Raw genomic sequence first — 25,826 nt, 5'->3', positions numbered from 1 at the left:
GCTCAACCTCGTTTCGCAAGAATTCGTGAAAGATTGCCGGAAACCAGTTCCTTCAGATCATCGATCGATTCGACCGAAAGTTGAAGCTTGCCCAGTTCCGCGGCAGAGGAATTGAAGGGGGTGTCGCTTCCAAAGATGAAGTGTTCGACGCCGACGTCTGCTATGTGCTTACGCAAGAGATTCGGGTAGACAGTGCTGGTTTCGAGAAATAGATTCGGCAGTGTTCGCGCCGCTTCTGCCAAGCCGGCCGTATGCCACATGAACCCGCCATGAAGGGCAATGAGATCAACCTGAGGGAACCGACCTGCGAGATCTTTGAACTGACCCGCAGTATTAAAAGGCGTGTCCGAAAAACAGTGGCAGACAATTGGCACGGAGAATTCACGGGCGAGCTCGAATATCGGGTCGACGATGTCATATTGGTCTAGGGGGTATCCGTGCGCAGTCGGATGCATCTTTATCCCGCGGAAGCCCTGCAACAAAAAGGCTCGGAGCTTCGAGGCGCTGCCGGGTTCAAGGGGATTGCATAGGGCGAACGGAATGAGGTCCCGACGTCCGCGTGTCGCCTCCCAGACAGCCTCTGAAGCGTCCATCTCTCTATCAGCAAAAGGGAAGACGCAAGACTTTGCGACACCTGAATCTTTCATTAAATCTAGGACAGAATCAGCTGCCACGTCCTCACTCATCCATCGAGCGCGACCGATATGGACGTGAGCATCAATCGGCATAAGAGCACGTATGGGAGCAGCAATGGCCGCGATGAGCGGAGAGCTGCCGTCATAGTGAGACATGGTCAGCGGGCGCTGCGGGCCTGAATCGAACGACGATACTTGTCCGAAGGTGGCAAGCGGTTGGGGTCCTACACCGCAGCAGCCCCCGGAGGATTCCTGCACAATCTCGACCCCAGCCGACTTTGCGACATCGCGGGCCTCGGAGGTGATTATAGCTTCATGGTCGGTCGTGATCGTCATGAGACCTCGTCGAATCGCATCACGAACATCGTTGGCAGTAACTACTTTCGACATGAGGCTTCTCGAGCGCCGAGTCAGGCTTGCGGTGCGAGCAGTGAGTGAACGGCGTCGCTCGGCCGCGAGATTACAGTCACGCCGAGGACCTCGCCAACGCTACGCGCCCTGTCGACCGCTGCGTCAGTCGCAGCCTTTACCGCGGCAAGTTCCCCCGAAATCAAGACCGTAACCGTTCCATCACCGAGGAAGTGACGCCCCTCATAGTTAACAACTGCCGCCTTCTGCATCGCATCAGCCGCCTCCGCAGCAGCAACGAGACCCCTTGTAGCAACGATTCCCAGCGCGGTCGAAGCGTCGTTAGGCATGTAAGAATCCTCCTTGGTACGACCTATTTGGTCATGCCAAGATGCTATAATTGCGGGAGCCGGGTGTCAACCCCGGGGATGAAGGAGGGCAATACTCTTGTATTCGATATTGGACTTGACCCACCCAGTGGTCACCGGAATGCCGGTCTACCCGGGTGACCCAACAGTGGAAATTTCAACGGCTAGTTCAGTCGACGAAACCGGCTTCGCGGTTGCATCTCTCCGCCTGGGAACGCATAGTGGAACCCACATCGATGCACCTAGCCATCGTTTCGACGGCGCCGGAACGATCGACGAGGCGGAACTCGGACTGCTCTTCGGCCCCGCAGTGGTGCTGTCAGTTCCCGAGATCGGTGCGGGCCAGGCGATCACCGTTTCGCACGTCCGTGATCAGTTGGAAAGCGTCCGCCCGAATGACATCGTCTTCATCGCGACAGGTTGGTCGTCTCACTACGGATCAGCTTTGTATCTGGACCATCCATACCTTGCGCCCGAGCTCGGTGAAGAATTACTTAATCGCGGAGTGCGCGTTCTGGGCGTCGATCTGATCAACCCAGATCCGGACGGTGAGGAGCACAATAGTGTCGCGATCCATGACCTCATGCTCGGCTCCGGTGGGTACATCGTCGAAAACCTGACGAATCTGGGGAGGATAGATTGGACGCGCCCTCTTGTCTCCCTCCTCCCTCTGCGTTTGGCGGGGCTGGACGGATCGCCGATCCGCGCCGTAGCCATTCGCGAAAAGGCCTCATAGGGTGACAGGGGGCCTGGATATGTCCTTGGACCCTCGTGACGTGAGTAGCATTGCTTCTTGATACCGTGTCTCAGCACCGCGCGAGTTCAGCCACGGGCTTGGTGACCTCTTACTTTCTGAGATGACAACACCGTCTTTTCTTAATGTGACAGGTGCCATGAAGAGATCACTGACCTAACGTCGGTCTGGGCCATCAAAAAGGTGTGCTTTTGACGCAAGATCCAGCCGGGCAAGGTGGGCAGCGCTGCATGGTTTGTGGAGGTGCCGGCGACATCGGCACAGCGTCTGATCTTCCTGGTCGCCATGACTGAGTCGAACCCTCCCGGATTTCACTGGAGAGGCTTTGTGTCCTTCGGTTCTTAGAGCAGTGTTTAGAAGAACGCCCTGCACACCATCTTGTATTGCTGAGTAGGTGCGCTCCGGGTTCTCGTCAAGATGACGCCGCAGAGAATCGCAAATCCGTGCAGCTCAGAATTACAACCACAAGATATGCCATGGTTATCCTTAGATCGCCCAATAGTACTGGTGGTTCTTGGACGCACACTAGCCCCGCATTTGGCGTGACTATTTTTACAGCGACAAGCCCGAGTTCTCAGCAGCCAACGGCGCAGATGCTGCCGGGCGTGCGAGATCCGGCGCCGGCACCTTCGAACGTTCGACGGGCGGTTGCTCTGGCTTCTCTAGAGAATCGCTGAGCTTGCGGTAGCGTGCTGCAAGCTGGCCCCGTTTAGCTGAGTCATCTTTGAGCCGCTCGAGCAACTTAACCTTGGCAGATTTCAGCGCATCAACGGGCTCTTGCTCGCCGCCGGCGATGTGGGCACTGTGGTTGAGCGCTGCTCGTTGGGCGAGGCGCGTATCGAGTTCACGGATCGTCTGGCGATCGCGCGTGAGCCGGCCTGACAGTTTCTCCAGCTGTGCATGGACCTCTGCTCGTGCAGTGAGGATTGCAGGACGCCGAGGATCGTCAGCCGGCATGCCCTCAACCGTATCGACACTGCCGCCTTCAGGTGAACGCGCAGCACGCAATAGTTCGGCTGCTGCAGCGGCTCGGGAATCATCGAGGGTGATCTCCACGCGGCCGCGCCGCATTGACTCGGCAACGATCTCAACCGCCTGGCCACGACTGCCAGCAAGCACAACAGCCTCGTTATGGCGCCGGCCACGCGTCATCCCAACATACAAACCGGCTGCGTCAACCCCCGGCCCGACAATCGCAACGTCGGTAGTCACACCCTGAATGCCGTGCACTGTCGAGGCATACGAGAGGTGCAAGTGCTTGGTACCGTACTCACGTGTGACGGTCCTTGTATCCCCAGCTTGAACCGCATTGGCGAGAACGATCTCGCTATCGCGGATCTTCTTCACAACCCACAGAGCACGGTTCTCAACACCAGTGCTGGAGTCGTTGCGACGGGTCTGCACCACGTCGCCTTCCAATAACCGCTGGCCGTCCTGTCCCTCGGCGAGACGTTTCGTTGCGAGCTGGCCACGAGCAACACGTTCACTCTGGATGCTCTCATTCACGAACTGCGCATCCGAATTGGTGCCCGTAACCAGGGCGATACTGTGTCCGACACCAGCGGTCTCGAAGTAGCCAGAAACCATTCGTGCGCGGGCGTCGATGTCGTTGGAGACGCAAGCTACGTGCCCGCCGTCATACAGTTCGCGAGCGACATCGGCGGCAGCCTCTTCGCTGCCCGGATCGCGCAGTCGCATCGACAGTTGCCCATACTCGGGGTCTTTGAAACGGTGAATTGCGGTGAGTTCCACAACCGCAGTCGAGCGCTGCTTGGTCAATGCCATCGCCCCAGAGTGTCCAACTGGGGAGGCCTGCAGGTGGTCGCCAACCATCGCGATACCGACTCCGGACTGCTCGGCAAGAATCGCCAGCGCACGCGCTGCGTTCAGGTCGATCATCCCTGCCTCATCCACGACGATGCGGTCGCGTGGTTGCAGCACGTGCCTACGGGGACCTTCGTAGATGGCACCAGTGTCGGGGCTAACTGAACCGACAGCGAGCTGCGACCAGCGCTGAACGCCCGCCGCATCGACTGCGAAACGCCATCCGTTGTCGTACAAGAGACCGTGCAACGATGATGCCGTTGCGCCAGTCTCGCGGCCGGCGACGCTGGCTGCTTTCTTTGTCGGGGCGACGACGATGAGTTGGCGACTTTGCTCTGCCAGCGATGCTGCAGCAACTTTCAGCATGGTCGTCTTACCCGTGCCGGCAGGCCCGGTGACGGTCACTAAACGGTCGCTGCCGGCGATGGCGGCCGCGGCGTTTGTCTGTCCTTCATCGAGTCGTCGGCCGTCGCTCAGCACACGGCTGGCGATGGTCTCGATAGCGCCGACCGCAACTGACTCGCCCGCTTCAATGAGCAGATCGAGTTGGTCGGCGAGCTGTGTTTTGAGCACGGCGGTGTCGGCTGCCATGTAGTGCTTGACGTGACCGGGGAGTGCATCGACGTCGTCGGAGAGTTCAACGGTCTCTGTCGAGACGGCTCGCGAAACGACGTCCTCGAGCAGCTCTGACAGGCGCGCACGGTCGAGAACAATGCCGCTTGCGGCAACGGCACGGCCGGCGCCGGCGCGGATGTCGTAGTGACTAAATCGACCACCAGTGCCAGCAGAGCGTCGGTCAGCATCCGCGATAGCTTGAGCTGCGAGGAGGTCACGATCAAGCTCGCCTACGTGAACCGGGACAACATCTGCTGCTGACCGCATGTTCAAAACCTTGGGGTCAAGACCCAACAATTCGTTCCGCACAACCTCGGTCCAGCGAGCTTCGTCAACCTTGCCCGGCTTGTTCGGACGGCCTGCCGCCCATGCCCAACGGTCGATTGCAGTCAGCACAGTGTGGTCAGGTTCTTGACCCGGATGAGTGGCTTTCCACTCGGCAAGTTTCAGTGCTCGGTTCGCCTCAATTTGGTTCGACCGACGCGACAACGGACGCACCACATGTGCGAGCTGTTCGATCTCCCCAGAGGCATCCAATGTGAACCCTTTAGCTGCCAATGCAGCGATCCATTCTGGGTCTGTTCGAGCGGCCAAATCGCCTTCAGAATTGACCACAGTTTGGAACCGTAAAGCCACTCGTGAATCGATGTTTGACCATCGACCATCGACGCCGCGAACCTTCATATTCAGCCACAGGTGACGGTGCTTGTGAGGGTCCAACGAACGTGAACGTTCGTGCTTGAGTTCGACAACTTCAATACGCGAAAGCTCTTCCCTGACCGCGCCCCCAGCGCCGCGGCGAGCGTTGAGCTCCGACTGCCACGTCAGCAGCACACGGTCGCGCAGGCGATCCTGAAGCTGCTCGAACTCGACCGCCAATTCATCATCTAGAAGAGCCACGAGCGAGAAGGACTTCGGAGAATTGACTGTCGCATCAAGCAACAGGTCCGCCTCCGGTGACGGAAGTTCGCGGCCACGGTGCTCGCCCGTTTCCGCATCTGCACCACCAATCCACGCCTTCAACTGGTCACGGCTGAGCAAGTCAGAGACCGTAACCCCGTCCTCTACGACGAAGCGTTCAATCACACCATCGGTGTAATTGGCTGCCGCTTCAGATCCGGCAGAAGTAGCCATGTGCGAGTCGCACGTACCGCCAAATGCGTAATCAAGGGCCTGCCGGACACCCTGAGAAGCAACCCCTCGCTTCCACCTGGCTATCCCTCCGCGCATGCAACTAGAGTACCCCCCACTCAATAGTGCCTGCGTGCATTGTCTGCTCGTTGTCTACTCATCGTTATCTTCCTCGATACCTCCTCATCTCATAGAGGGCATGTGTCATCGTGCGTCCTGCACGTCCCTTCTTCTTCGGCATCGCTTTCTCGTCGGCGACGAAGAAGCTGTCGTCAGCGGAGCGTTGCCACGCGCGCTGACAGCAGCGAAAGCGACAGGGCCGCGCGGACGGCCGGAACAAAGTAGAGGTCGGCCTGTGCGTGACATCAGACCGTAGAGCTATCACGCGCCCCGCCGTGGGTCACTTCGACTACGACCACACGAATTCTCAGCGACGGCGTGGGCGAGATTGAAAGGGCTCTACTCCTAGGATGGTGTGCTCGCGCAGGCATACGCAACCAGCGCCAGAGCGTCGATCCGCCGCGCAATGGCGAAGGTTGAGAGCGCCGTCTACGAAAACACCGCCATCGTGCTCAACCCGGTTGACTACGCGGTGTTGAGCTCGAGCTCAACACCGCGGGCGACTACCGCAACCACGCGGCACCCGACGACGCCGGCCCACGCACCGTCTGGGGTGTGCCCGCAGCCCTCGTTCCGTCCGCCCCGAGGGTTTCGCGATGCTTGGAGACCTCAGCCAGGCCCACCTTTGGATCCGCGAGAACGTGCAGTCGCGATCACCGAGACCAACGAGGACGACTTCAAGCCCAACCTCTTCGTCGCCCGCGCCGAGATGCGCGCCGCGTTCGGAAATGCGACACCTGGTGTGCTCGCGATGGTCAAGCTCAACAACACCGTGGCGTTCCCGGGCGCTTAGCGCTCGCCGGCGGTCCGATGACTATCTGTCAAGCCTGCAGGCGCCGGATCGGCTAATCCGCGTCCTCGGAGTCGGACTCGTCCGCGTCGAGGCCGATGATCGCGCTATTGCGGATCGGTCGTCGATCTTCAGGCGCACCGATACCCTCCCACACTGTCAGGGACTCGCCGACGCTCGTGGCCCAGGTATCTACCTGCTCTGCGATCGCCTTGATCTCGTTCGCCGTTGGCTTGGGCAGGATCACGTTCCGGATGTGATCCTTCGAGAGCTTGCCGTAGCTTGTCCCGCCGCTCTCGGTCCAAAGCTGCAGACGCGCAGCCTCGCTCCGGAGCGCTGCAAAGAGCCAACCCACGGGGTACTGTGTCGCGTCCCTTGGGCGAACGACTGCAACGCCGTCGGGCGAGCCAACCATGTCGTCGCCGGTGGACATCAAGAGCCCGACGTTCCGGCGCTCAGGCCGGACCAGGCCGGACCAGGCCGACGATGATGTCGCTTTTTTGGAGCTTGTAGACCTTCGCCGACTTTCGGTCGGCGATGAGCCATGCGCGCTGGGGCTCTTTGGGAGTGACGATTCCCTCGACGGCTCGGATGTCCTCACCCTCAATGAGACGGTAGAGCGATGCCGGCGAATCGAGCATGTTGACCATCGCAGGGTCGCCATCGATGACCTCGGCGATGTCGCCGAGCCTTACGTGATCGCCACCCTGCACCTTGCGCACGTTGGCAATCGCGTTCACGGAGAGTCGGCGTGGCTTCATGTCGAGCAGTTTGGTGTTGAAGATGTCGTCAGATATTGCGCCCGGCCAATCGTCGGGCATCGTCGTCGCGTTGTTGCTCTCGGCCATGAACGCGTCGAAGCCGGAGCGAACTCGCCGGAAGTCCGTGTCCAGCACCAACTCGTTGTCGCCGTCGCGCCGCTCGAGCCCGGTTTCGGGGTCCCTCGATGGAACCGGCGAGAAGGCCTTGCCGAGCTTGTAGCCGACCTTTCGAACGAGGTCCGTGTGAATCGGGTAAGTGACCGCAGGCCGCCCGACCGTGTCGAGCTTTCTGGCGACGAGGATGTTGGAGCGGAGGTCGGCATCGGACTTCAGGAAGATCCGACGTGGGAGTTCGACGAGGCACATGATCTGGAAGTGCGACAGGATCCATTCCCGCACGTACCCGTAGCTGGCGGTGCAGAGATAGCCCTCCGGGAGGATGATCGCGAGACGACCGCCGTCTGCGAGGAGCTTGTAGCAGCGCTCGATAAAGAGGAGCCCGAGCTGCTGCTTAGGTAGGATTTTATCGGTGATCTTCCATTGGCCGCCGGCGTCGAGTTCCCACTGGTGTCCGAGGTCGTAATTCTTGAGGACGGACTGGCGGTCTTCGACTGTCCTCGCCCCGAACGGCGGGTTGCACAGCACGACGTTCATGCTCTCCGCCCAGCGAGTGTGGTTCTCGATCGAGTCTTCGCGGACAAGGTTCGCCTGACCGTCGCGATTCAGGATCATGTTGATGATTGCCAGCTCGTAGGCCTGGGAGTCCTTGTCGACTCCGTAGACGCGCTGGAAGGCGTCGTCGTCGCCCTGCCCTACCCGATAGCTCATCGCCGCGCTGAGGAAGTCCGCGGTGCCCATCGCAGGGTCGGCGATCTTGTCGTTGGCCGTGATCTTGACCATATCGACCATGGAGTCAATCAGCGTGATCGGCGTGAAGTACTGGTCGAGCGAGCTCTTGAACACTGCGGGCACGAACGACATGAAGACCTGCTGCATAACGTCGTTGGACGCGGAGCTTAGGTCGATGCCCTGGATGGCTCGCACGCAGCCTCGGAGCGCGTCCTCGTCGAGTTCTGAGCCCACGCCGTTCTTGAAAAGTGACTTCGCGCGGTCGTAGCGAGTCGCGGCCTGCTTGTAGATCGCCTGCACGCGAGTCATGAAGCTCGGGTCGGCTCCCTCGAACACTTGGAGGTCGAGGACCTGCGGCGACTTCGACTTCGCAGCTTTTTCGTCGACGTAGCGAGCCAGCAAGAGCTTGACGGTCTCCTTGTAGCGGAGCTGCTCGTCGTTGACGCCATTGCTCCGGAGAACGTTCGCGATCGCCTGCAAGGTCGCCACGAGGTTCTCAGCAGGCACGAGAGTCGAGAGGGTGATCGGCTTGCTCTTGTACTTCTGCCCGAAGGCCGGGAGATTGGCCAGGGAATCCTGGCCGATGCGAACGCTCTCTTGACCGTTCTCGCGCACAACGGACTTGTGCAGAAGGATCTGCGAGGTGTCGTCCCAGTACGCTCCAAGAACCGTGGTCGACGGCATCACCTGCATCGCGGGGATGAGCTGGTTGTTGATGCCCGACGCCTGTTTGGCGGACTCACGTTTGATCTCGGCAACGAGGACGACGTGCTCGAGCCGCTCGGCGATTGCCGACGACGAGAGGTTGATCGCCGGCTGGTCGTAGACGATCACATCGGCTCGGAGCTTGTTGCGACCGCTTTCCCCGAGAGATTTGATCACCACGGTTTCGACGGCGATGTTCGCTGCCGGATATCCCCGCTTGAGCAGGTACCTGATGAAGTCGATCCGTCGCGCTTCTTCGGTCGGGGTCAAGCCGTCCGTGGCGAGAGCCGCGGCGCTGAGCTTGCCGCGGATGGGACAGGTAAGAAGTGCGACCGGAGGGGCGGCCTGGGGAGCTGGGGTGGCTGTCGACACGCGAGCAAGGGTCCTTTCGATGAAGCGCCGACCCGTCATTGATCAGGCCAGTTGCACGCCAGTCTACGGCGACCTCGAGACTTTCGACGGTAAGACGATCTTGGAATGTGTTTGAAGTATTTTGGGGCTCACCACCTTTTAGGGTAATTCGCTCCTCATCACTGAACATAGACAGGAGCCTCGGCTATCAATCGTCTAACGGCTGACCCCACACTCGAACTCCACACGACGCGACGAGCTCCAGGACAATGCCTGCTACCTCAGCTCACCGGCAGGATGTCCAACGTGGGTAAGAGCGCACGCGCAGCCAACAAGACGGCGAAGCTCGATCGCCAAGCACAGCAGTTGGACACGCTGACCCACATGATCGTGACCAGCAAGCATCTCTCGATGATCTTCGATCCAACCTTCCAGCAGTTCGCAGCTGAGGGACTTCTACCGACTCCAATCGCCGGCAAGGTTTTCGGCACTCATCCGGAAGACCAGACTCTCGTGATCGAAATGCTCAACGGGCGTATCGAGATCACCTACTACTTCGACGATGCGAACACCGGCTGGCAAGACGGCGTGGCCTTCGTCATGCCCGGCTGGTCACCGGAGTCAGAACGACTCGCCTCACACATTCGCTCGGGCGGCTCTGCGGCCGATATGCCGTTCGAAATTCCGTGGGAGGATCAGCCTGCCCGCTGACTCGACATCGTGATCGTCGAACCAGCGGGGCGAGGCTGCGTCAGCGCTGCAACGTTGCAGTGCGCTGTTGATCGACCCAGCTGACCCCGGTGACAGTCGGCGCACCTTTTCTCTACGTGGCCGTACCGAAGAGTTCGTCCTCCAGTGTGGTCAGCTTCGTCCGGGCCGTTGCGATGAACTTCGTTGCGCAGTCCAGGCAGTAGTGGAAGTCGTCTCGGTCGATCTTGACGATGAGGATCCGATCATCCTTGACGATGGCATGAGCTTTGTTGCCCTTGCAAGAGTGCTTGCGTTTCGCAGTTCCGGCACTCACGGAGCGGAGCAGTGATCGCTGACTACCCACGACGGAGATCCTTTTCAACGGTCTCCACGAGCTGGGGCAACTCTTTGATGAGGTGATCCAGATCCGCGGTGGTGTACTCGCTTCGCGTGGTGGCGCCACTGGGGACGGTCGACTTGATCTGAAAGTCGATGGCTGACTTCACGACCTGGAAGTTTTCCCGCGTCTTGTCGAGGTCCCGTCCCGCATGCTTCAAGCCGTGCTTCGCGAAAAACTTGCCCACCGCGGTCTTGACGAGCTCGTCGAGGAGAGCGCGTTTGGCTTTCCTCGAGGCCTGCTTCGTCGGCACGATCCGCTGCAGTCGGTCGAACTGTTCCCCTGTGCTGACGCCCGCCTCTTTCAAGATCGCGAGGGCCTCGGCCACCTTAGGGTCGGCCTGAAGGAGAACGAGGTTCTCGAGAAGCACCTCCTCCTGAGAGGTGATGGTCGGCAGCGGGCTGCTCTCGCGGGCTCCACCGGTACCAAGTTCGGAGGTCGGCGCGGACTCGATGAGATCTTCATCGATGAGGTTGGCGAAGAATTCTTGGTCGGCCTCAGCGAACTGTTGGAAGTCGGTCCAGACACCTGTGATGTTGCCGCCGACGTGGAAGACCACGACGCCCTCGTTCACCGGGTCGAACGGTTCCACCCCAGGAATCGTGCGCATGATTCGGCCGACGAACTGCATGAACGGGCCGAGGTTGCTGAAGATGCTGAACACTGCCGCCACGCTGAGATACGGGTGATCAAAGCCCTCGCCGAGCATTCGAACCTGGACGATGACATCGAGCTCGTGATTGTCGAGCTTTTCGTGGATTCGATCGTTCGCCTTCCCGGCGAGCTGGCTGTGAACGAAGTCTGCGCGCAGACCAAGCTCGCGGTACTTGGCGACCACCTGCTTGCAGTGCTCCATGTTGAGTGCCGACGCGATGATCTTGAGCCGTGGCTGCTGGGTGCTCTCACGAAGTTCACGAAGTTTCCGAATAGATGCTTCTGCGATCGTGGTCAGCGTTGCTTCCGAGCTGACGATGCTGCGCCGGAATCCTGCGTCTTCCTCGCCGAGGCGTCGCACCTCGTCGAGAGTGACTTCGATTTCCTCGGCTCCTTCGTGGCGTACGTAGTGCAGGGTGGTCGGGTTGAGTCGGTACCCGTTGATCCGCTTGACGTAGCCCTTCTTCACGGCCTGAGAGATGGGGTAGCTGTAGATGACCTCGCCCGTCATAATCTTGCCGTCAGCGCGGGATGGGGTGGCACTGACGTTCAGGATGCGCGCGGCAGGGAACTTCCGGCGAAGTACGTCCCAGCTCTCGGCAACGTTGTGGTGGCCTTCGTCGAACTGGATGAGGTCGAAGAAGTCGCCGGGGAGATCTGCGAGCCACTTGTTGTTTTCGCGTTGGAGCTGCTGGATGTTGGTGACGACGATGTCCGCTTCGTGGAGATCGCTGACGTTGCTCGAGCTTCCCCGGATTTCCGCGGGTTCCGGGAAGGGCGCGTCGGACAGCACGTTGCGTTTGAGATAGAAGTACTTGGGGTCGCTTGGGGTGAGGTCAGTGAGGAGCTGCTTCGCGATCTTTAGGTTCGGCGCGACGAGCAGAGTCCGCTTCGATCTCACTGCGAAGGGCGCCAAGGCGAGGAGGCCCGACTTTCCGCATCCGACGGGGAGGACGACGGAGACTTCCCTGCCGTCGGGTGCCTCGAAGTCGTGCTGGGCGACGGCCTCGAAAGCATCGACTTGTGGGTCGCGGAGGTCGGGGTTGGCTGCGACGAACGGGGTCGTCTCGGCGTAGTGGTCGGTCTTGATGGTGTGCTCCAAACATTGATGACGCTGGTTGTGTGTCTATGCTGGGGGCGGGACCTCCTGCGATGACGATCCCGCCCCGGTTCCACGTGAAGGCTCAGCCACGCAGCTCTTCTTCTTGTGGACGATGGTCGTTCTCGGGTTGCGCTTCGCGTAGCTCAGCTTCACGAAGCGCCGCGAGACGGCGCTCCGCGCCCGAGCTCCTGCGGGAGCTTTTCTTCCTCTGGTCATGTGATCACCTCCCTTCGGTTTGTGTTCTTCGAGGCCATCAACCGGCCTCGCTGATCCAGTCGCTGATACCGGTACGGATGGCTGGAGGCAGGGTGCGGACGGTGAAGTCCGTGATAGACCACACCACTTGGCCACGCCTTACGGAACGAAGACCCTCGATCGCGGCCATCGACACCTCCTCTGACTTGATGTCCTGCAAGACAGAGACGAGGACATCTCGGACATGCCAACGGTTGTGGTCGGGGCCCAGCTCCGCCAAGGCACTGACGGCCATACGCATAATGCTGGAGTCGGCGGTCTCGTCGACAGCTCGACGCATGAAGTTGGCCAGCACGTCGCAGTATTCGAAAGAGAATCCGCTGCGCTTCGTGTAGTCGGTGAAGCGTTCGAAGATTCGACGGAAGGCGCCGCGGTCTCGTTTCCAAAGGAACTCGATAGACGAGGAGGTGCACCAGGGCAGCACCCGGCTGAGCGCCTTCATGTCTTCTTCGTCGGTCTCGTCGAGAGCGACCGCCCAGTCCAGTACCTCGATGAGGTCGGATGGTGTCCTGGAGGGGCTCAGCATCCTGTCCCGAAGCCGTTCAGTTGCCTGTTCGCGGGTTTCCCAGTTCTCATGCTCTTCGTGAGTGCCGAGGGCACGCTCGAGTGCGTCAAGGAGCTCTTCGACGGTGGCATATCGGCCAGCGGGGCTGTTCGCGGTTGCGCGTTCGACAACTGGTCGCATTGGGCTCGCCGGCATCTCGGTATTCACGGGGTATTCCTGCGTGACCAGCTCCTGGAGAATCTTTCCCAGGCTGTAGATGTCCGATCGGTGATCCGCGCTTCGTGCTCGTGCCCACTGCTCGGGAGCTGCGTAGACCCATGACCCCATGCCGGCGCGGAGCGTCGAGGTCAGAGGAGTCGTGCCTCGCTCGACTTCGACTGCGAGGCCGAAGTCGGATACAGCCCACTCGCCACTCTCTAACCGAAGCACGTTGGCCGGTTTCAGATCGCGGTGGGATACTCCGTTGCTGTGGATGTAGGTCAGTCCCGCGCACACCTGCCGCATGATATCGACGACCAGGGGCGAACTGCCGCCGATCTTGTCGACAAAGTCGGCCAAGCTGCCTTGCGCCAGCGGCATCGCGTACCAGACGTCCCGGCCATCGGTTTCTCCCTGTGCGACGACCGAGATAACGTTCGGGTGTTTGAGTCCTTCGAGGAGCCGGAGCTCGCGAGTGAACCGGCTGATAACCTCCGGATCGACCGAGGCCGTATCGCGGAGGACCTTCACAGCTACCAGGTCGCCAGTCTTCCGGTCTGTTGCGCGGTAAACATCGGCGAAACCACCACTGCCGATCGGTGGGATTTCAAGTATAAATCGGCCGCCAAGCGTCCGTGTGGTGACGTCAGCCTTGGGTCGTCCCGCAGTCTTCTGACGAAGCCCCGAACCGTTCCATGCACGCACGACGTCGAGGTCCCAGATGGGGCCCTGCGCAATCTCACCCGCAGGATCGGGGAAGTCTGCACGCTGACGCAGCACTGCTATGCGCTGCGTGGTGACCCCGAGCTCCGCCGCTACCTCTGCAAGTCCACCGAGCCTCATGTCACCACCCCTTCGCAATGGTTGTCCATGAGACAATGATAACACGTAATTGGTTGGTCTTTATTAAACCATTAAATTGACTGGTCTAGGCGCGATAAGAATCACGCTGCTGGGGTGGCAGCTGGTCGAGAACTCATGGGTGACGCCGAAAAGGGGTTCCTGGGATTCCATTGGCCAAATTGGGTCCAACATTGGGCCGCGCAGGCCTTCTCACCCGAGCGCTCAGTTGATTGAGCCCGACAAAGCCATAGTGAATTTGCGCTAACGACGCCTCTCAGTCAGCACTTGACCTGCCCCACTGAAACGATCGTTCCCGGCAGGAGAGCTGAGCGCACCGCGGCGATACCTGCACATCGCTCACGCCCTCGTAAGGGAGCCGCCCCGCGAGCTCGGGATGGCGAGGTCCGTCGCCTCGGTTCAGCCACTCAGGGCTCATCAGTCTCCACGATTCCGCCGGCCACGCCACAGCGAGATCGGATGGCCTCCATGAGCCGAGCTTTGACTTTGTACCAGAGCTCCCGGGTGAGCACGTACCCCGCTAAGACGAGCAGGGCGCCGGCTGGCCCGACGACCCATCCGGACTCCGTTCCGAAGGCCATGGCGACGAGGGCCGCAATCACAAGAGAGAGGGCCAAGGAAAAAGCTACCCCGACCGGAGCCGTAATCATGACCATCGCCGGCCACACAATCTTCCATCGGTCGCGAGCGTCCGAGACCGCGGCTGCGATCCCCGCGAGAATCACTCCGGCGCCGAGCAGCAACACACCGGCGAAGGCAGCTACCCTCGCGCGGACAAGGAGATCTTGGATCGTCGCGGGATCAAGAAGTTGCTCGACTGAGATCGTGAGCAACACCGTTCCGAGGCCACCAAGAACTGACCCGGCCAACTACCTCAATACAGTTTTCAATCGCGCGCCCCGTATCGCTCCGTAATTATGGTGGTCAACCCTTTCTGCCTCATTGGCACACAGTCGAGTGTGAACGGTTGAGCAAAGTGGTTTGTAGGTACCCAGATGTGCTCGAAAGTGAACGATTGCGGCTGCTCGCCCTAGGACTGTGGTTTAAGAATCAGATCGACCTCGTCCAGCACCGCGGCCACGTCCGCCTCGCTGAGTTCGTCGACAAAGAAGATTCGGCGGCCGATCTTGTTGAGCGAGGTCCCGATGACAAGACCTCGTGCGCGGTCTGCGATCCAGAAGCGATCGTGGAAGTCCTCGGATTCGACCACTGAGATTGTCAGCTCTTGGCCGCGACCATACAGCACCGCTTCAACCGCGGCTCTCACCTTCGCGTCATTCTCTGACGGCTTCACTATTGCAGTGATGTGCAGGCCCCTCGCTAGCGCAGGCGCAATCATGCTGCCTACCGACGCCGCATACGCCCAGCGGTCTCTGCTCCGGGACTTTGTGAATAGAAACGGATCAGTGATGACCAAATCTGTGATGGGTGCGAGCTTCTGTAGCCGGTCAGCCATACGCTGCTCTGCTGTCGGTGGCGGTTCCTTCGGGGAGATATCTTCTTGGAGCCACGTCAGATCCAGGAACGCGCTCGGGCCCTCGTCAACGAGTTGAGCCTGCACCTGTTCGAGTGAATAGTCGGCTCGCCGAAACAGCAGCCGGTAACCAAGCTCCTCTGCTCGCGCAACCAGGACGAGGGCGTCCCCGTGTGTCAGAGGAGGGTCGAATTGAAACGAGTTCCAGTAGCCGTCATGGCGGAACTGTCCGTCATCGCTGGACTCGACCGGTGCGTTCGTCGGCGTGTGGCGGGAGCCCGGCTTACTTCCAGGGTTCGGATTGGTAATGCCGGGAGCCTACAGTCGCTGTTGCTCGCGGCGGATAGGGGCACACTATGAACGATCGATTCCGGTCAACCTCTTCAGTTTGTGCACCATCGCCGCCGGGGTACTCGGCGCGAGTCTTGCCAGTCAGGCTTCGCGAGTCTGGCCAGTGTCGTGAGTTTCGCCGCAGTTGAATTTCTCGTCGGAGTAGTTACAGCGGTCGCGTGGCTAGCTGGATCACCTTATCTTTCGGGCCTGCTGCAGGAGTAGGGCAGGTCAAACTGTCACCTAACCGTGAAGTGGACCCATAGTGCTCGTAGTGTTTTCTAGTTACGATGCAAAATGATTCAGCTCTAGCTCGTCGACGCTGAGATTTCGCTCCCCCACGCTGCCTTTCGCCGCACAATCAGCGGTGTTTGGGTACCACCTCGTTGAGGTTGAGGTCATAAACGTGGGCAGAAACGGCATCCCTGACCAGTTGCGAGATAGATACTCCCTGGGCTGCTGCGGCGTTGCGTGCGTCTCGGTCGAGGTCTGGGGTTGTGCGGACTTTCCAAGTCACCCCAGAAGGTGCAGCAGCGGTTAGGCGTGGCCGTCCAAGTGCGATTCCAGTAGCAGCAGCAACAGTGTCAGCGCCTGTCGCTTCCATGACGGCGCGCTGTCCTGCTTCGGCCGCGGCCTTCCCCCGGAGGGTGGTTCCTGGCTTCGGGACGAGTTGTCCGGCCTCAGCTCCTGCCGCGAGGTTATCGTAGTTATTCATCTGCTCTCTCCTTCGTCTAGTAGGTCTCGGTACAGGTCTGACAATTCCATTGCGTGATAAATAACCATGCTTCGGGGTTTGCGGTGCGCGGCGATCACTTCGATGTAGCGTTCGGTTTGCGCGTGAGGGTGACCCACGTAAACGATCGTTGTCTCTCCTGCGTGCCCTTCAATTTGGGTTGAACCTGCTGCGTGAGTTATTGCGTAGAGGGTGTCAGCTTGGGGGAATGTTGTGCTTTGCTGCGCTTGTTGTCTACTCGATTCCCATAAATAAATAGTACCACAAAAAGCGACCCACAAAAAGAAAAAGTGTTGCGTTATCCAATGAAATATTGGCCAATCTGTGGGCGGCGTCATCTCTTATCTTCTTCTTCGATACTGCGCGCCTGTTTATGATTTTGGCGGCTGTCCCACTGTGTTTCGTCTGCTTGGTGGAGGGTGCTCGTGGCGCTCCCCCCACTGTCGCCCACCTGCCACTTGCTTCAATTGCCGGTCATCATTCGGAAGACTTCGACCGCTGCGGCGTAAACGTCACCGCCGTGCGCGTGGATCTCTTTTTCGAAGGTGCCGATTGCGTTCTGTAGATTTTCTTGCTCAGCGCTGATCGGTTCGGGACCGAAGTTTTCTTGCTTGTCCATGGGTCGCTTTCCAAGGTTGAGGCAGGCGAGGGTTCCGGTGCCGAATCCGAAATAGTCGGCGTCACTACTGGCAGCTGTCGCACCGTGTTTCGTCTGCTGGATCGACCGGCACGATGTACTCATGTGCTGCGGCGATGGTGTGACCTGGTGTGGCGGTTCCGTCTAGCTCAGCGTGACGAGTCTGGACAATGATTGTGATGTTTTCCATGTTCTTCTTCTCTTCCATATTTTTTTGCCAAAGCGGCACTTAGTGCCGATGGGAGGTGAAGCGCAGCGCAACCCGTAGGGCGCGGGGCGAAGAATTTTGGTGCGAAATAAGGGAGCGCAGCGACCGCGTACCAAAACTCTTCGGAGGAGCAGGCGGCTGCAAGCCGCTTGTGTGGAGTAAAGCCGACCGTACAATCGCTCACAGAGCGCTTTGGCAAAAATGTGAGCGCCAGCTCACCAAGGAAACTGCGGCGTTACGCCGTCCATGGTGCCTTGCCGGCCTGAACCTGCTGCCGGTTAGCGATTGACGTTCTCCGCATTGCGGGTGAGCACTGGTTTGTGCGTCGGGGAGCGCGAGGGGGCAGCGCCCTCTCGCACTTTTGGTTCTAGCAGTCTCTATCCGTTGAGGGAGACTGCTAGAACCTAGCGTGCGCCTAGCTCGCAGCTAGGCGGCTCATCTCGGCGGCTGTTTTTACTTCTTTGATGGCTTCGTATTCGAGAGTGTCAGTCCAGCTGTACTCTGTGCGGATCGAGACTGATTTGGCGTTGACTCGGACTACTTCTGCCCATCCGAAACGGTGTCTCACAAAGTCGCCTTTGTTGATTGTTTCGCGGCTGTAGTTGGTGGCCGTGCCCGCGCTGATTTGATCGGCGCGGATTTGCAGCCAGTAGGTGAGCTGGTCTTGCTGCTCTGCCAGCAGAAGGGTGAGGCGGTCAAGGTAGGCGCCGGTGGCTGCGATTGGTTCGGCGCTGAACGCACTTTGCCCGGCGTCGTTGGTGATCCATTCACGTTTGCCGGTGATGTGGCGTTGAGTGCGTCGGGTGTCGGCTTCCAACTTCTTGATGCGGTTCGCGACGGTCTGCACGCTGTAGCGGGCGCCGGTGGTGTGATGTGCTGTTTCGGCTCGTCTGGCTGCTTCTGTCGCATCGGTTCCTGCTGCGATTGCCCGGCCCTGTGTGTTGTGTGCTTTCTCAGTCGCGTTACGGTGCCTGTTTTCTGAGTGGTGGCCAACCTTGATTGGCTCGCCTCCCTCCGGCAGAGAATCGTGTGCCCGGTCTGCACGCGCCTGTGCCTGGTCTGCTGCTGTGGCTTTGCGGTCGGCCTTGGAATCAAGCGCGCCCGCGCGCTGTTCTTGGCGCTCAATTTTTGCCGCCTCGACTTCGGCTGTGGATCGGGTGGCCTCGTCAATCTCTGTGGCGACCTCGAACCCTGCCGCGCGTAATGCCGCGGTGGTGGCGTTGATGGTGTGCCACTTCGGCAGGCGGTCGCGGCTCTGCGGCACGAACCACGCCGCGATGCTGCGCCCCCAGCGCCAGCGCTGAGCCTTCAATATTTCGGGGGTTCCGTCTCCCCGCATTGTGCCCTCAATCATGGTGCCCGCTTCGTGTGTGTGGGTGATTGTCAGCATGTTCTTCTTCTCTCTTCTACGTTTTTTTGCCAAAGCGGCGCTTAGTGCCGATGGGAGGCGAAGCGGAACACAACCCGTAGGGCTGCGGGGCGAAGAATTTTGGTACGAAATAAGGGAGCGCAGCGACCGCGTACCAAAAATCTTCGGAGGAGCGGACGGCAGAATACCGTTTGTGTTTCGTGAAGCCGACCGTACAATCGCTCACAGAGCGCTTTGGCAAAAATGTGAGCGCCAGCTCACCAGGGAAACCGCGGCGTTACGCCGTCGACCTGCGCTTCTTATTGTGCCTATTTGAAGCACACCCCGACGGATAGTCCACGTCATTCTCAAAAATCGGCTGCACAGATTTCAGCAGCCGTGTTCGGGACACGATCGTCCGCAATGAGGAGCCTTCAGTGACACCACGACCACAAGCCGATCGTGAGAGAGATTTGTGGTCCCGCTTAACCGCCGAACTCAACTCAGGACTTCATTGAGAAGCGCGGTACTCATGATCAGCCAAGTCCACGGATTTCGACTTACCCAAAGTGAACCAGCCGAGCGCATGATGCTCGTTCGGCGCAGCGTTGACGATGTCACCCTTCCTCTCGGGGACTCTCCATATCTCCACGTTGAAGGCGGTTTTGGATGGGCCGGGCGTCAACGCCCGGCCTGCGGCCTCGAGCTGGATGTCGAGGTGCCGGCCACCGGTGAGGGCATCGGTATCGCGTACAGCTGTCGCGTTCACGGGAGCAGCGGGTTGGGGGTACCCGTTCGAGGGAGCAGTTTGGCCCCCACTCCCCCCGCCCTGTCCTGCTGCATACCTGTAAATATTTGAGCATGGGGGTATGGGGCGTTGTGTTGGCCGCCCGTCAGGGCGGCCAACACAACCGCCGAATTCCGTGCACGGGATCCTCGACCGTCTGTGTCTGGCGTCTCTGTCTCGCTCCAGCTTTCATCACTGACGGACCGCCGCCCCAGAGGATTCCGGGCGTCAAAATTTAACGAATGCGCTCCTGAAAATGTGTCATACTCCAGCTATGACACACCCGCAGCCCGGTGGGAATGGACCAAAGCCCACCTCGCGTACCGCCGCGGAGCAGAAGCGGGTCGTGAATATTTGGGGTTGGATCGTACTCGCCGCTATCGCCGGAATCATCATCGGTAACGTGCTTGCCACCGCAGGAACCACGCGCACGTACTTCTGTCTAGGGAGCTTCGTCGACTGCGAGGCGATCGTTATTACCCCGCTGGGCGGCTTCGGAATCTTCCTGCAATGGACTACCCCGATAGTTGCGCTCATCGCTGCTGTAAACTGGTGGTCCCTCGGGGCCAGCTGGAAAGAAGAAGCCGCCCACGAAGCCGCCCAGGCGCGCAAGGCAGAAGCCGCGAAGTCGGAAGCCGCTAGTCCGACCGACTGAACGGCTCCCGCCGTCGGCCCCTTAGAAGACGACCTTGCTTGCTAGGGCGTAGACGGTCGCCTTGGCGTTGCCTTCCTCCTGTGACCCTGTATTCCTGTAGATATGTGCGTGCCGCTGTGTGGGGGGGGTGTTGTGTTGCGCCGCCCGCCAGGGCGGCGCAATAAAACCGCCGGATCCCGTGCACGGGATCCTCGACCGTCTGTGTCTGGTGTCTCTGTCTCACTTTGGGGGTGGGCCGGCCCTGCTGGATCGGCCCACCGTTGCTAGAGGGTGGCGGCTTCCTTGGTGTTGGTGATGAGGGTGGCGCGGTTCTCCCGGATGAGGCGGTGGCATCCGGCGGATGCCGCGCTGGTGACCGGTCCCGGCACTGCGCCGACAGCTCGGCCAAGGGCGGCGGCGTGGCTTGCGGTGTTCAACGATCCGGAACGCCACCCCGCCTCGGTGACAACCACGGTGGCGCTGTTGGCGGCTATCAGTCGGTTGCGTTGCAGGAAACGCCACCGGGTCGGCATGGCCCCGCACGGTAACTCGGACACCACGACGCGACGCTCGACAATTCGACCAAGGAGCGCGTCGTGGCCTGACGAATAGAACCTATCGACTCCTCCGGAAAGATAGGCCATGGTGCGACCACCGGAGGCAAGCGCCCCTCGGTGGGCCATGCCGTCAATGCCGTACGCGGCACCTGAGGCGATGGTGTGACCGCGCTCGACAAGCCCGGCGCCGATTTCCATGGTGATGTGTTCCCCGTAGCCGGTGGCAGCACGGGCTCCGACGATGGCCGTAGTCTTATCGTCGATCAGGATCTCGCTGTCGCCTCGCACCCACAGCGCAAACGGGGCGTGTATGCCCAGATCGTTCATGCGGGTGGGCCAGTGTGGATGCTCGGGGGTGATCAGGGTTGCCCCGAACCGGGCCGCGCTGCGAAACGCCAACTCGATGAGGCCTGCACTGAATTTTGTGTGCGCCCACTCGTGCATTTCGGCATCGATTGTGGTGTCTTCTGCGTCGAGTAGTGCCCGCACAGCTCCCTCCGCCCCCAGGGACGCCACGAGCTGCCCAATGTCACTATCTCCCGGTTCGCTCATCGAGGACAGCGCGACGCGGGCGAGAGTATCCAGCGTGAGGTTGTGGTGCTGCTGGTGGAAGCTATCGAGGATGCTGCTGGTAGTGGTAGTCATGGGGTTCTCTCTTTCCGTCAACTGATTTTTTTGCCTGTCTGGCAAGAGAATCGATTGAGAGCGAGAGTGCCGGCAGTGAAGGGTCGTGGAATACCGGAACGCAGTGAGGATATGCCGCGAAAGCCTGCAACGAGAGGCACGAAGCGAACTACGATGACCGGCCAGACAGACAAAAAAGTCTCTAACAAAACAGCCGGGAAGCGGTCCGTATAGACCAAGTCGCGGGCGTGTGCGCCGTCCGATGTGTTGATGTCAGCCGGAGAAAGTGAGGGGCTTAGGGGCCCGTCGGGCTTTGCGTCTGTGTCAGCGGCAAGGTCGTATGGGTTTTCGGTGGCGGCGCTTCTGATCGCGTCTGGTTCGGCCGCGCTCCACCCGGCCACATAACTGATGCTGTACACGCTGGTACCCAGTTCGAGGATCCCGACGACGATATCTATCTGAACAAGTGTGTTCAAGAGGAGCGCGTTGAGTCGGCTCCGATTCGCCCACGATAGGCCGCCCGCCAGAACCCGTCAGGCCGAATCCGCAAGGTGTTGCATTTGACGGACCTGAGTGACAATTCCTTGCGGGCGGGCTATACGCGAAATCGCAATCCAGTCGGCGGCTCAGACCTCAATCACGGTACAGAAGTGTTCGTACGCCGACCGGCATGCGAGACGCACTGGGTATAAGTGCAACGTTAGCTGAGAAAGCGCGAGAAGAAGCACGAAATGACTCCGCAATCGTCAGCGAGGCCAGGAGCGAGGATAGGGATCAGTCTTTGGTTTGAGACAACAGCCAACGTCGTCGTCATCACGCTGTCGCTATTCGGACCTGACGAATTCTTGACGCTGATGACCCAAGCCTTCGATCTCCATTTCGACCACATCCTGATCAGCCAAAAATGGAAATCTGCCCGATAGTGCGACTCCCTCGGGCGTACCTGTGAGAACCAGGTCACCTGGCTCAAGAGTAAGGAACTGGCTTACGTACCAAACGATGTAGTCGACGTCAAAGATCATGTCCGAGGTTGAGGAATCTTGTCGAGTCTCGCCATTTACCCAGCTGCGCAGGCGCAAGTTCTTATGATCGATCGAGTCACTAGTGACGAGCCACGGACCGACCGGGTTAAACCCCGGCGCGCACTTACCCTTTGACCATTGTCCGCCGGGCGATTTGAGTTGGTAGTCGCGCTCCGAAACATCATTTGCCATCACAAACCCAGCAATGTGGTTCGGTGAATCCTCTCGCCTCTCCAAGTTGGCGGCTCGCGCACCGATGACGATGCCCAGCTCAACTTCCCAATCCGTTGCCACACTATTTCGAGGGATTTTGACCGAATCATTGGGGCCAACTACCGTATTCGGGGTTTTGAGAAAAAGTATGGGTTCAGTGGGTGGCTCGGCACCCGACTCGGCGGCGTGAGCGGCGTAGTTCATTCCGACGCAAACGACCGCGCTTGGCCGCGCTATTGGAGCGCCGATTCTCATACTGGTCGGATACGGCACTTCCGGTAGATCGTCAGCAAGTAAGGCGGACCGAACCTCATCTAGGCCGCCGGACTCGAAGAATTCCGCGTTGAAATCAGTTCGCAGCGCACTTATGTCAAATGTTGTATCGCCATCGATAACTACCGGAATCTCATGTCCAAGTTCACCCAAGCGAGCCAGTTTCATACCTTCTCCATACCCTTGTCCAAACTTGAAAACTGTCAATTACGTGACGAGCCCGTATGAGCGAACAGCGGTTTTCGACCATATGGCCGCTTTTTCTGACGGCGAAAGACCTTGGAAGATTTGCTCGTAAAGCTCAACAACCTCCGTATATGAGGCAACGCCATTAAGGACCGGCCAATCTGTGCCAATCATGAGCCGATCTGGCCCGAACTGATCAAGTACTACGTCGATGTGACTAGTGAAGTCCGCGTTCCGCCACGACGTCCCCGCCTCGCTAACCAGCCCAGCAACTTTGCACGCGACGTTGGGCATTGCGGCAAGGCGCCCCATCCACTTCCGCCAGTCATCGTCAAGATTCCTGTAGTCAGGCTTTGCTAGGTGGTCCACAACAACGCGTAATTCCGGCACTCGTTTAAGTACTGGCACTGCATACTCAAGATGCCGAGGGTTGCAGAGCAAGTCAAAGCTGAGCCCCACTCTCGCGAGTTCTTTCAGGGAAGAAAACACCGAAGGGCGAGTAATCCACGCATCATCGTCAATGTCTTGAATCATCGGTCGTATTCCGACGAACTTCTCATTGTCTGTAAAGCGTTGTAGATCGCTAAAAGAGCCATCTTCCATGTCGACCCAACCCACAACCCCGAGTACTTCAGGAGAAGCGTCAGCGATTCCGAGCAAGTACTCGGTTTCGTTCACCGTTGGTGCGGCCTGCACCAAAATGTTGCCGACAACACCAGTCTCCGCGCTCAGTTTCCTGAGTTCTGCCGGGAGATGGTCCCGCCTTAGCGGGCCGTCTTTGGGCATCCACGGGTAGTCGCCTCGCGATACTCGCCAATAGTGGAAATGGGAATCTATCCAGCCCTGGTTGATGTCGTTTGTCACCACGCCGCCTTGCCCTGAGGATCGATCCGAGGGATACTGCGATGTTCTTTGGCTGCGAGATACGCTTTCTCAATTATTCGCGCGGAGGTTGCAGCATCATCCAGAGTTGAAACAAACGGCACCTCCTCTTGCACTGCGTCCCTAAAAGCCGATAGGGCTTCTGAGAAGCTTTCCTCGTAGGCGACCCAAGCGAAGGAATGTGTGCCGAACTTCCGGTTGAACATGGAAGTTCGCCAGTTGACTTCTGCGGACCCGTTGGTGCCCAGAACCTTAACTATGCAAGTCCAGGGGTCGTTGCTCAGGTCGTCTGTGGCGAATGATGCGAAATGGTGAGCAGATGCGCCCGAATCGTAGTCCCAAGCCATCCAAGCTTGGTCCTCTGCTTTGTGCAGCTTCCACCCTGGCTTCGCCACCCCCGCTACCACCCAGTCCGGTTTCCCTAGGATTGATAGCGTCAAATAGCTGTGATGAATCATCACCTCTTCCAGAATTCCCGTATAGCGGCTTGCTAGCTCCTCATCGTGGGGGATGACGTAGTTCATATGGAAACTACGAATTGTGCCTAGGTCCCCGCGATCAGCGATCCGTTTAAGTCGCCTGAACTCTGGGATATACGCGTAATTGTGATCGGGCATGCATACCAAATTGGCCGCTTTTGCTTGTGCGGACAGTGCTTCAATTCCCTCCGCACTTTTTGAAACAGGCTTCTCCAGAAAAACATGTTTTCCTGCAGAAATGGCGTTTGAGGCCAGCTCGAGGTGGCTATCCATGTGGGTGAGCACTAGGACGGCATCGACGCTATCATCGTTGAAAACGGCGACTGAGTTCGAATAGTGCCTGGTCCCCCATTTCTCGGCTTTGTTCGCGGCCAACTCAACGTCGGTGTCGCAGACACCGACCATTTCGATGCCATTGACCTCGACAATTGATTTGGCGTGGAGGTCCGCAACTGCACCTGCTCCAATTAAGGCGACTTTAACCATTTGTGTGCATGCCCAATCTCATTAGTTTCTAGTAGTCCGGCCCTAGAACGCTGGCTGGTGCTCGTCGATGTTCTCGTTGGTGATCACTGGCAGCGGAATCGGAATCCGGCTGTCCACCGTCTTTCCTTCGAGCAACACAATCATCGTGGCGATGGCTACTTCCCCATCCGTCACTGGAGACTGGAGAACCGTACCCGTCATCATGCCGCTTCTGATGAGTTCGAACGCATCCTGTTGACCGTTAACTCCGGTTACTGCAGGCACCTTTGTCGAGCCGCTTTCAGTCCACGCGTCAACAAAACCGTGCGCCATTCCATCGTCGATGGTGAATGCGCCGTCGATCGTGTCTCCAAATCGCGTGATGAGATCTCGTGACGCCACAAGGGCATCCTGCTGATCGAAGTTAGCGTACACAGTTTGGAGGACCTCGATCTTTGATCCCAGCTTTTCTAGCTCGGCGTAGAAGCCAGCTTCCGTGTTAACCGACGTTCCGTTTCCGGCCTGCCCTGAGATCACAACAATATTTCCAACGCCGTCGAGTTCTTCATTGAGCAGCTGTGCGGCAAGGACACCCGTTTCATAAGGATCGGGGCCAGTGAACGATTCGACTAGCTTCGATGCGTCTTCACCAAGAGGGCTATTCATCGCGACGACGGGAATCCCAGCTTGTTGAGCCTTGAGAAGACCCGAAGTGTAGGCATCTGGGTCCAACGGCCACAGGATAATTCCGTCAACACCGCGTCCAACACAGGTAGAGAGCTGGTCAGTTCCCGTTTGAACATCAAACTCCTGGCTCACCTCAACCAGCGTCACGCCTGCCTCTGTTGTAGCTTTTTCAATAGCCTCATTGGCTGGAGTTACGTAGGGGTGGGCTGCTGCGGCGGTGATGTAGCAAACGGTCTTTCCGCTTGCGCCTTCATTTCCCGTTGACCCCGAAGTGTCAGCTGCACACGAAGTTGCTGCAAGACCAACGGTCATCGCGACCGCTAGCAGTCCGATTTTTTTTGCTGTCCTTTTCATTTTTCATTCTCCTTATTGGT

The 25,826-nt window shown here is 59.1% G+C and carries 25 protein-coding genes; 4 read left to right on the top strand and 21 right to left on the bottom strand.

Annotation, left to right across the window (positions count from 1 at the left end):
- Positions 1-2: 2 nt before the first annotated feature.
- Both AADH44_RS01495 and AADH44_RS01490 read right to left on the bottom strand, forming a co-directional pair.
- Positions 3-971 (bottom strand): amidohydrolase family protein, encoded by a 969-nt coding sequence (locus AADH44_RS01495; RefSeq protein ID WP_341953650.1) that lies wholly within the window; start codon positions 969-971, stop codon positions 3-5.
- A gap of 74 nt (positions 972-1,045) precedes the next feature.
- Positions 1,046-1,333, bottom strand: coding sequence for a BMC domain-containing protein (locus AADH44_RS01490; protein WP_341953649.1), 288 nt, complete (start codon positions 1,331-1,333; stop codon positions 1,046-1,048).
- A 97-nt stretch (positions 1,334-1,430) separates the two neighbouring features.
- Here AADH44_RS01490 and AADH44_RS01485 point away from each other — a divergent pair, with 97 nt between their 5' ends.
- A complete protein-coding gene (locus tag AADH44_RS01485; RefSeq protein ID WP_341953647.1) occupies positions 1,431-2,087 on the top strand; it encodes a cyclase family protein in 657 nt (218 codons plus the stop codon).
- Positions 2,088-2,657: 570 nt separating this feature from the next.
- Here the strand turns inward: AADH44_RS01485 and AADH44_RS01480 are convergent.
- Positions 2,658-5,678, bottom strand: coding sequence for an AAA family ATPase (locus tag AADH44_RS01480; RefSeq protein WP_341953645.1), 3,021 nt, complete (start codon positions 5,676-5,678; stop codon positions 2,658-2,660).
- Between the two features lie 472 nt (positions 5,679-6,150).
- Between AADH44_RS01480 and AADH44_RS01475 the strand changes: the two genes are divergently transcribed.
- Complete coding sequence (locus AADH44_RS01475; protein WP_341953644.1) at positions 6,151-6,588, top strand: hypothetical protein; 438 nt, start codon at positions 6,151-6,153, stop codon at positions 6,586-6,588.
- A 52-nt stretch (positions 6,589-6,640) separates the two neighbouring features.
- Here the strand turns inward: AADH44_RS01475 and AADH44_RS01470 are convergent, their stop codons facing one another.
- A complete protein-coding gene (locus tag AADH44_RS01470; RefSeq protein WP_341953643.1) occupies positions 6,641-6,940 on the bottom strand; it encodes a hypothetical protein in 300 nt (99 codons plus the stop codon).
- Between the two features lie 100 nt (positions 6,941-7,040).
- A complete protein-coding gene (locus AADH44_RS01465) occupies positions 7,041-9,272 on the bottom strand; it encodes an N-6 DNA methylase (RefSeq protein ID WP_341953642.1) in 2,232 nt (743 codons plus the stop codon).
- Positions 9,273-9,557: 285 nt separating this feature from the next.
- Between AADH44_RS01465 and AADH44_RS01460 the strand changes: the two genes are divergently transcribed.
- Positions 9,558-9,962, top strand: a complete 405-nt coding sequence (locus tag AADH44_RS01460) for a hypothetical protein (protein WP_341953640.1) — start codon at positions 9,558-9,560, stop codon at positions 9,960-9,962.
- Positions 9,963-10,074: 112 nt separating this feature from the next.
- Here AADH44_RS01460 and AADH44_RS01455 read toward each other — a convergent pair whose 3' ends face one another.
- From AADH44_RS01455 to AADH44_RS01410, 10 genes are all read right to left on the bottom strand, one after another.
- On the bottom strand, positions 10,075-10,305 hold the full coding sequence (locus AADH44_RS01455) for a hypothetical protein (protein ID WP_341953639.1): 231 nt from the start codon (positions 10,303-10,305) through the stop codon (positions 10,075-10,077).
- Complete coding sequence (locus AADH44_RS01450) at positions 10,298-12,094, bottom strand: DEAD/DEAH box helicase family protein (protein ID WP_341953638.1); 1,797 nt, start codon at positions 12,092-12,094, stop codon at positions 10,298-10,300. The genes AADH44_RS01455 and AADH44_RS01450 overlap by 8 nt, the downstream gene beginning before the upstream one ends.
- A 253-nt stretch (positions 12,095-12,347) precedes the next feature.
- The gene (locus tag AADH44_RS01445; RefSeq protein ID WP_341953637.1) at positions 12,348-13,895 is read right to left on the bottom strand and encodes a serine/threonine-protein kinase; all 1,548 of its coding nucleotides are present in this window, start codon (positions 13,893-13,895) and stop codon (positions 12,348-12,350) included.
- Positions 13,896-14,320: 425 nt separating this feature from the next.
- Complete coding sequence (locus AADH44_RS01440; protein ID WP_341953636.1) at positions 14,321-14,782, bottom strand: hypothetical protein; 462 nt, start codon at positions 14,780-14,782, stop codon at positions 14,321-14,323.
- A 161-nt stretch (positions 14,783-14,943) separates the two neighbouring features.
- Entirely contained in the window at positions 14,944-15,474 is a 531-nt protein-coding gene (locus AADH44_RS01435) for a hypothetical protein (RefSeq protein ID WP_341953635.1), read from the bottom strand.
- 604 nt (positions 15,475-16,078) lie between these two features.
- Positions 16,079-16,432: a hypothetical protein gene (locus tag AADH44_RS01430; protein ID WP_341953633.1), complete on the bottom strand. Its 354-nt coding sequence runs from the start codon at positions 16,430-16,432 to the stop codon at positions 16,079-16,081.
- A 481-nt stretch (positions 16,433-16,913) separates the two neighbouring features.
- Positions 16,914-17,069, bottom strand: a complete 156-nt coding sequence (locus tag AADH44_RS01425; protein ID WP_341953632.1) for a hypothetical protein — start codon at positions 17,067-17,069, stop codon at positions 16,914-16,916.
- 64 nt (positions 17,070-17,133) lie between these two features.
- A complete protein-coding gene (locus AADH44_RS01420; protein ID WP_341953631.1) occupies positions 17,134-17,277 on the bottom strand; it encodes a hypothetical protein in 144 nt (47 codons plus the stop codon).
- A 433-nt stretch (positions 17,278-17,710) separates the two neighbouring features.
- On the bottom strand, positions 17,711-18,685 hold the full coding sequence (locus AADH44_RS01415; RefSeq protein WP_341953629.1) for a DUF3560 domain-containing protein: 975 nt from the start codon (positions 18,683-18,685) through the stop codon (positions 17,711-17,713).
- A 469-nt stretch (positions 18,686-19,154) separates the two neighbouring features.
- Positions 19,155-19,412 (bottom strand): hypothetical protein, encoded by a 258-nt coding sequence (locus AADH44_RS01410; protein ID WP_341953628.1) that lies wholly within the window; start codon positions 19,410-19,412, stop codon positions 19,155-19,157.
- A 364-nt stretch (positions 19,413-19,776) separates the two neighbouring features.
- Between AADH44_RS01410 and AADH44_RS01405 the strand changes: the two genes are divergently transcribed.
- Positions 19,777-20,085: a hypothetical protein gene (locus AADH44_RS01405; protein WP_341953627.1), complete on the top strand. Its 309-nt coding sequence runs from the start codon at positions 19,777-19,779 to the stop codon at positions 20,083-20,085.
- A gap of 263 nt (positions 20,086-20,348) precedes the next feature.
- On the opposite strand, the gene dprA is transcribed toward AADH44_RS01405, so the two are convergent.
- The 6 genes from dprA to AADH44_RS01375 all read right to left on the bottom strand — a co-directional run bounded on the left by dprA (position 20,349) and on the right by AADH44_RS01375 (position 25,806).
- Positions 20,349-21,266, bottom strand: a complete 918-nt coding sequence (gene dprA / locus AADH44_RS01400; protein WP_341953626.1) for a DNA-processing protein DprA — start codon at positions 21,264-21,266, stop codon at positions 20,349-20,351.
- A 17-nt stretch (positions 21,267-21,283) separates the two neighbouring features.
- Positions 21,284-21,721 carry a hypothetical protein gene (locus AADH44_RS01395; protein ID WP_341953625.1) on the bottom strand — a complete coding sequence of 146 codons (438 nt, stop codon included), beginning with the start codon at positions 21,719-21,721 and terminating at the stop codon, positions 21,284-21,286.
- 348 nt (positions 21,722-22,069) lie between these two features.
- Entirely contained in the window at positions 22,070-22,921 is an 852-nt protein-coding gene (locus tag AADH44_RS01390) for a fumarylacetoacetate hydrolase family protein (RefSeq protein WP_341953624.1), read from the bottom strand.
- 39 nt (positions 22,922-22,960) lie between these two features.
- Positions 22,961-23,803 carry an amidohydrolase family protein gene (locus AADH44_RS01385; protein WP_341953623.1) on the bottom strand — a complete coding sequence of 281 codons (843 nt, stop codon included), beginning with the start codon at positions 23,801-23,803 and terminating at the stop codon, positions 22,961-22,963.
- Positions 23,800-24,786 carry a Gfo/Idh/MocA family oxidoreductase gene (locus AADH44_RS01380; RefSeq protein WP_341953622.1) on the bottom strand — a complete coding sequence of 329 codons (987 nt, stop codon included), beginning with the start codon at positions 24,784-24,786 and terminating at the stop codon, positions 23,800-23,802. Before AADH44_RS01380 ends, AADH44_RS01385 begins: the two co-directional genes overlap by 4 nt.
- A 42-nt stretch (positions 24,787-24,828) precedes the next feature.
- Entirely contained in the window at positions 24,829-25,806 is a 978-nt protein-coding gene (locus AADH44_RS01375; protein ID WP_341953621.1) for a sugar ABC transporter substrate-binding protein, read from the bottom strand.
- Positions 25,807-25,826 lie beyond the last annotated feature (20 nt).

Source organism: Salinibacterium sp. TMP30 (assembly GCF_038397785.1).
GTDB lineage: Bacteria > Actinomycetota > Actinomycetes > Actinomycetales > Microbacteriaceae > Rhodoglobus.
This window is presented reverse-complemented; position numbering and strand designations above follow the sequence as displayed.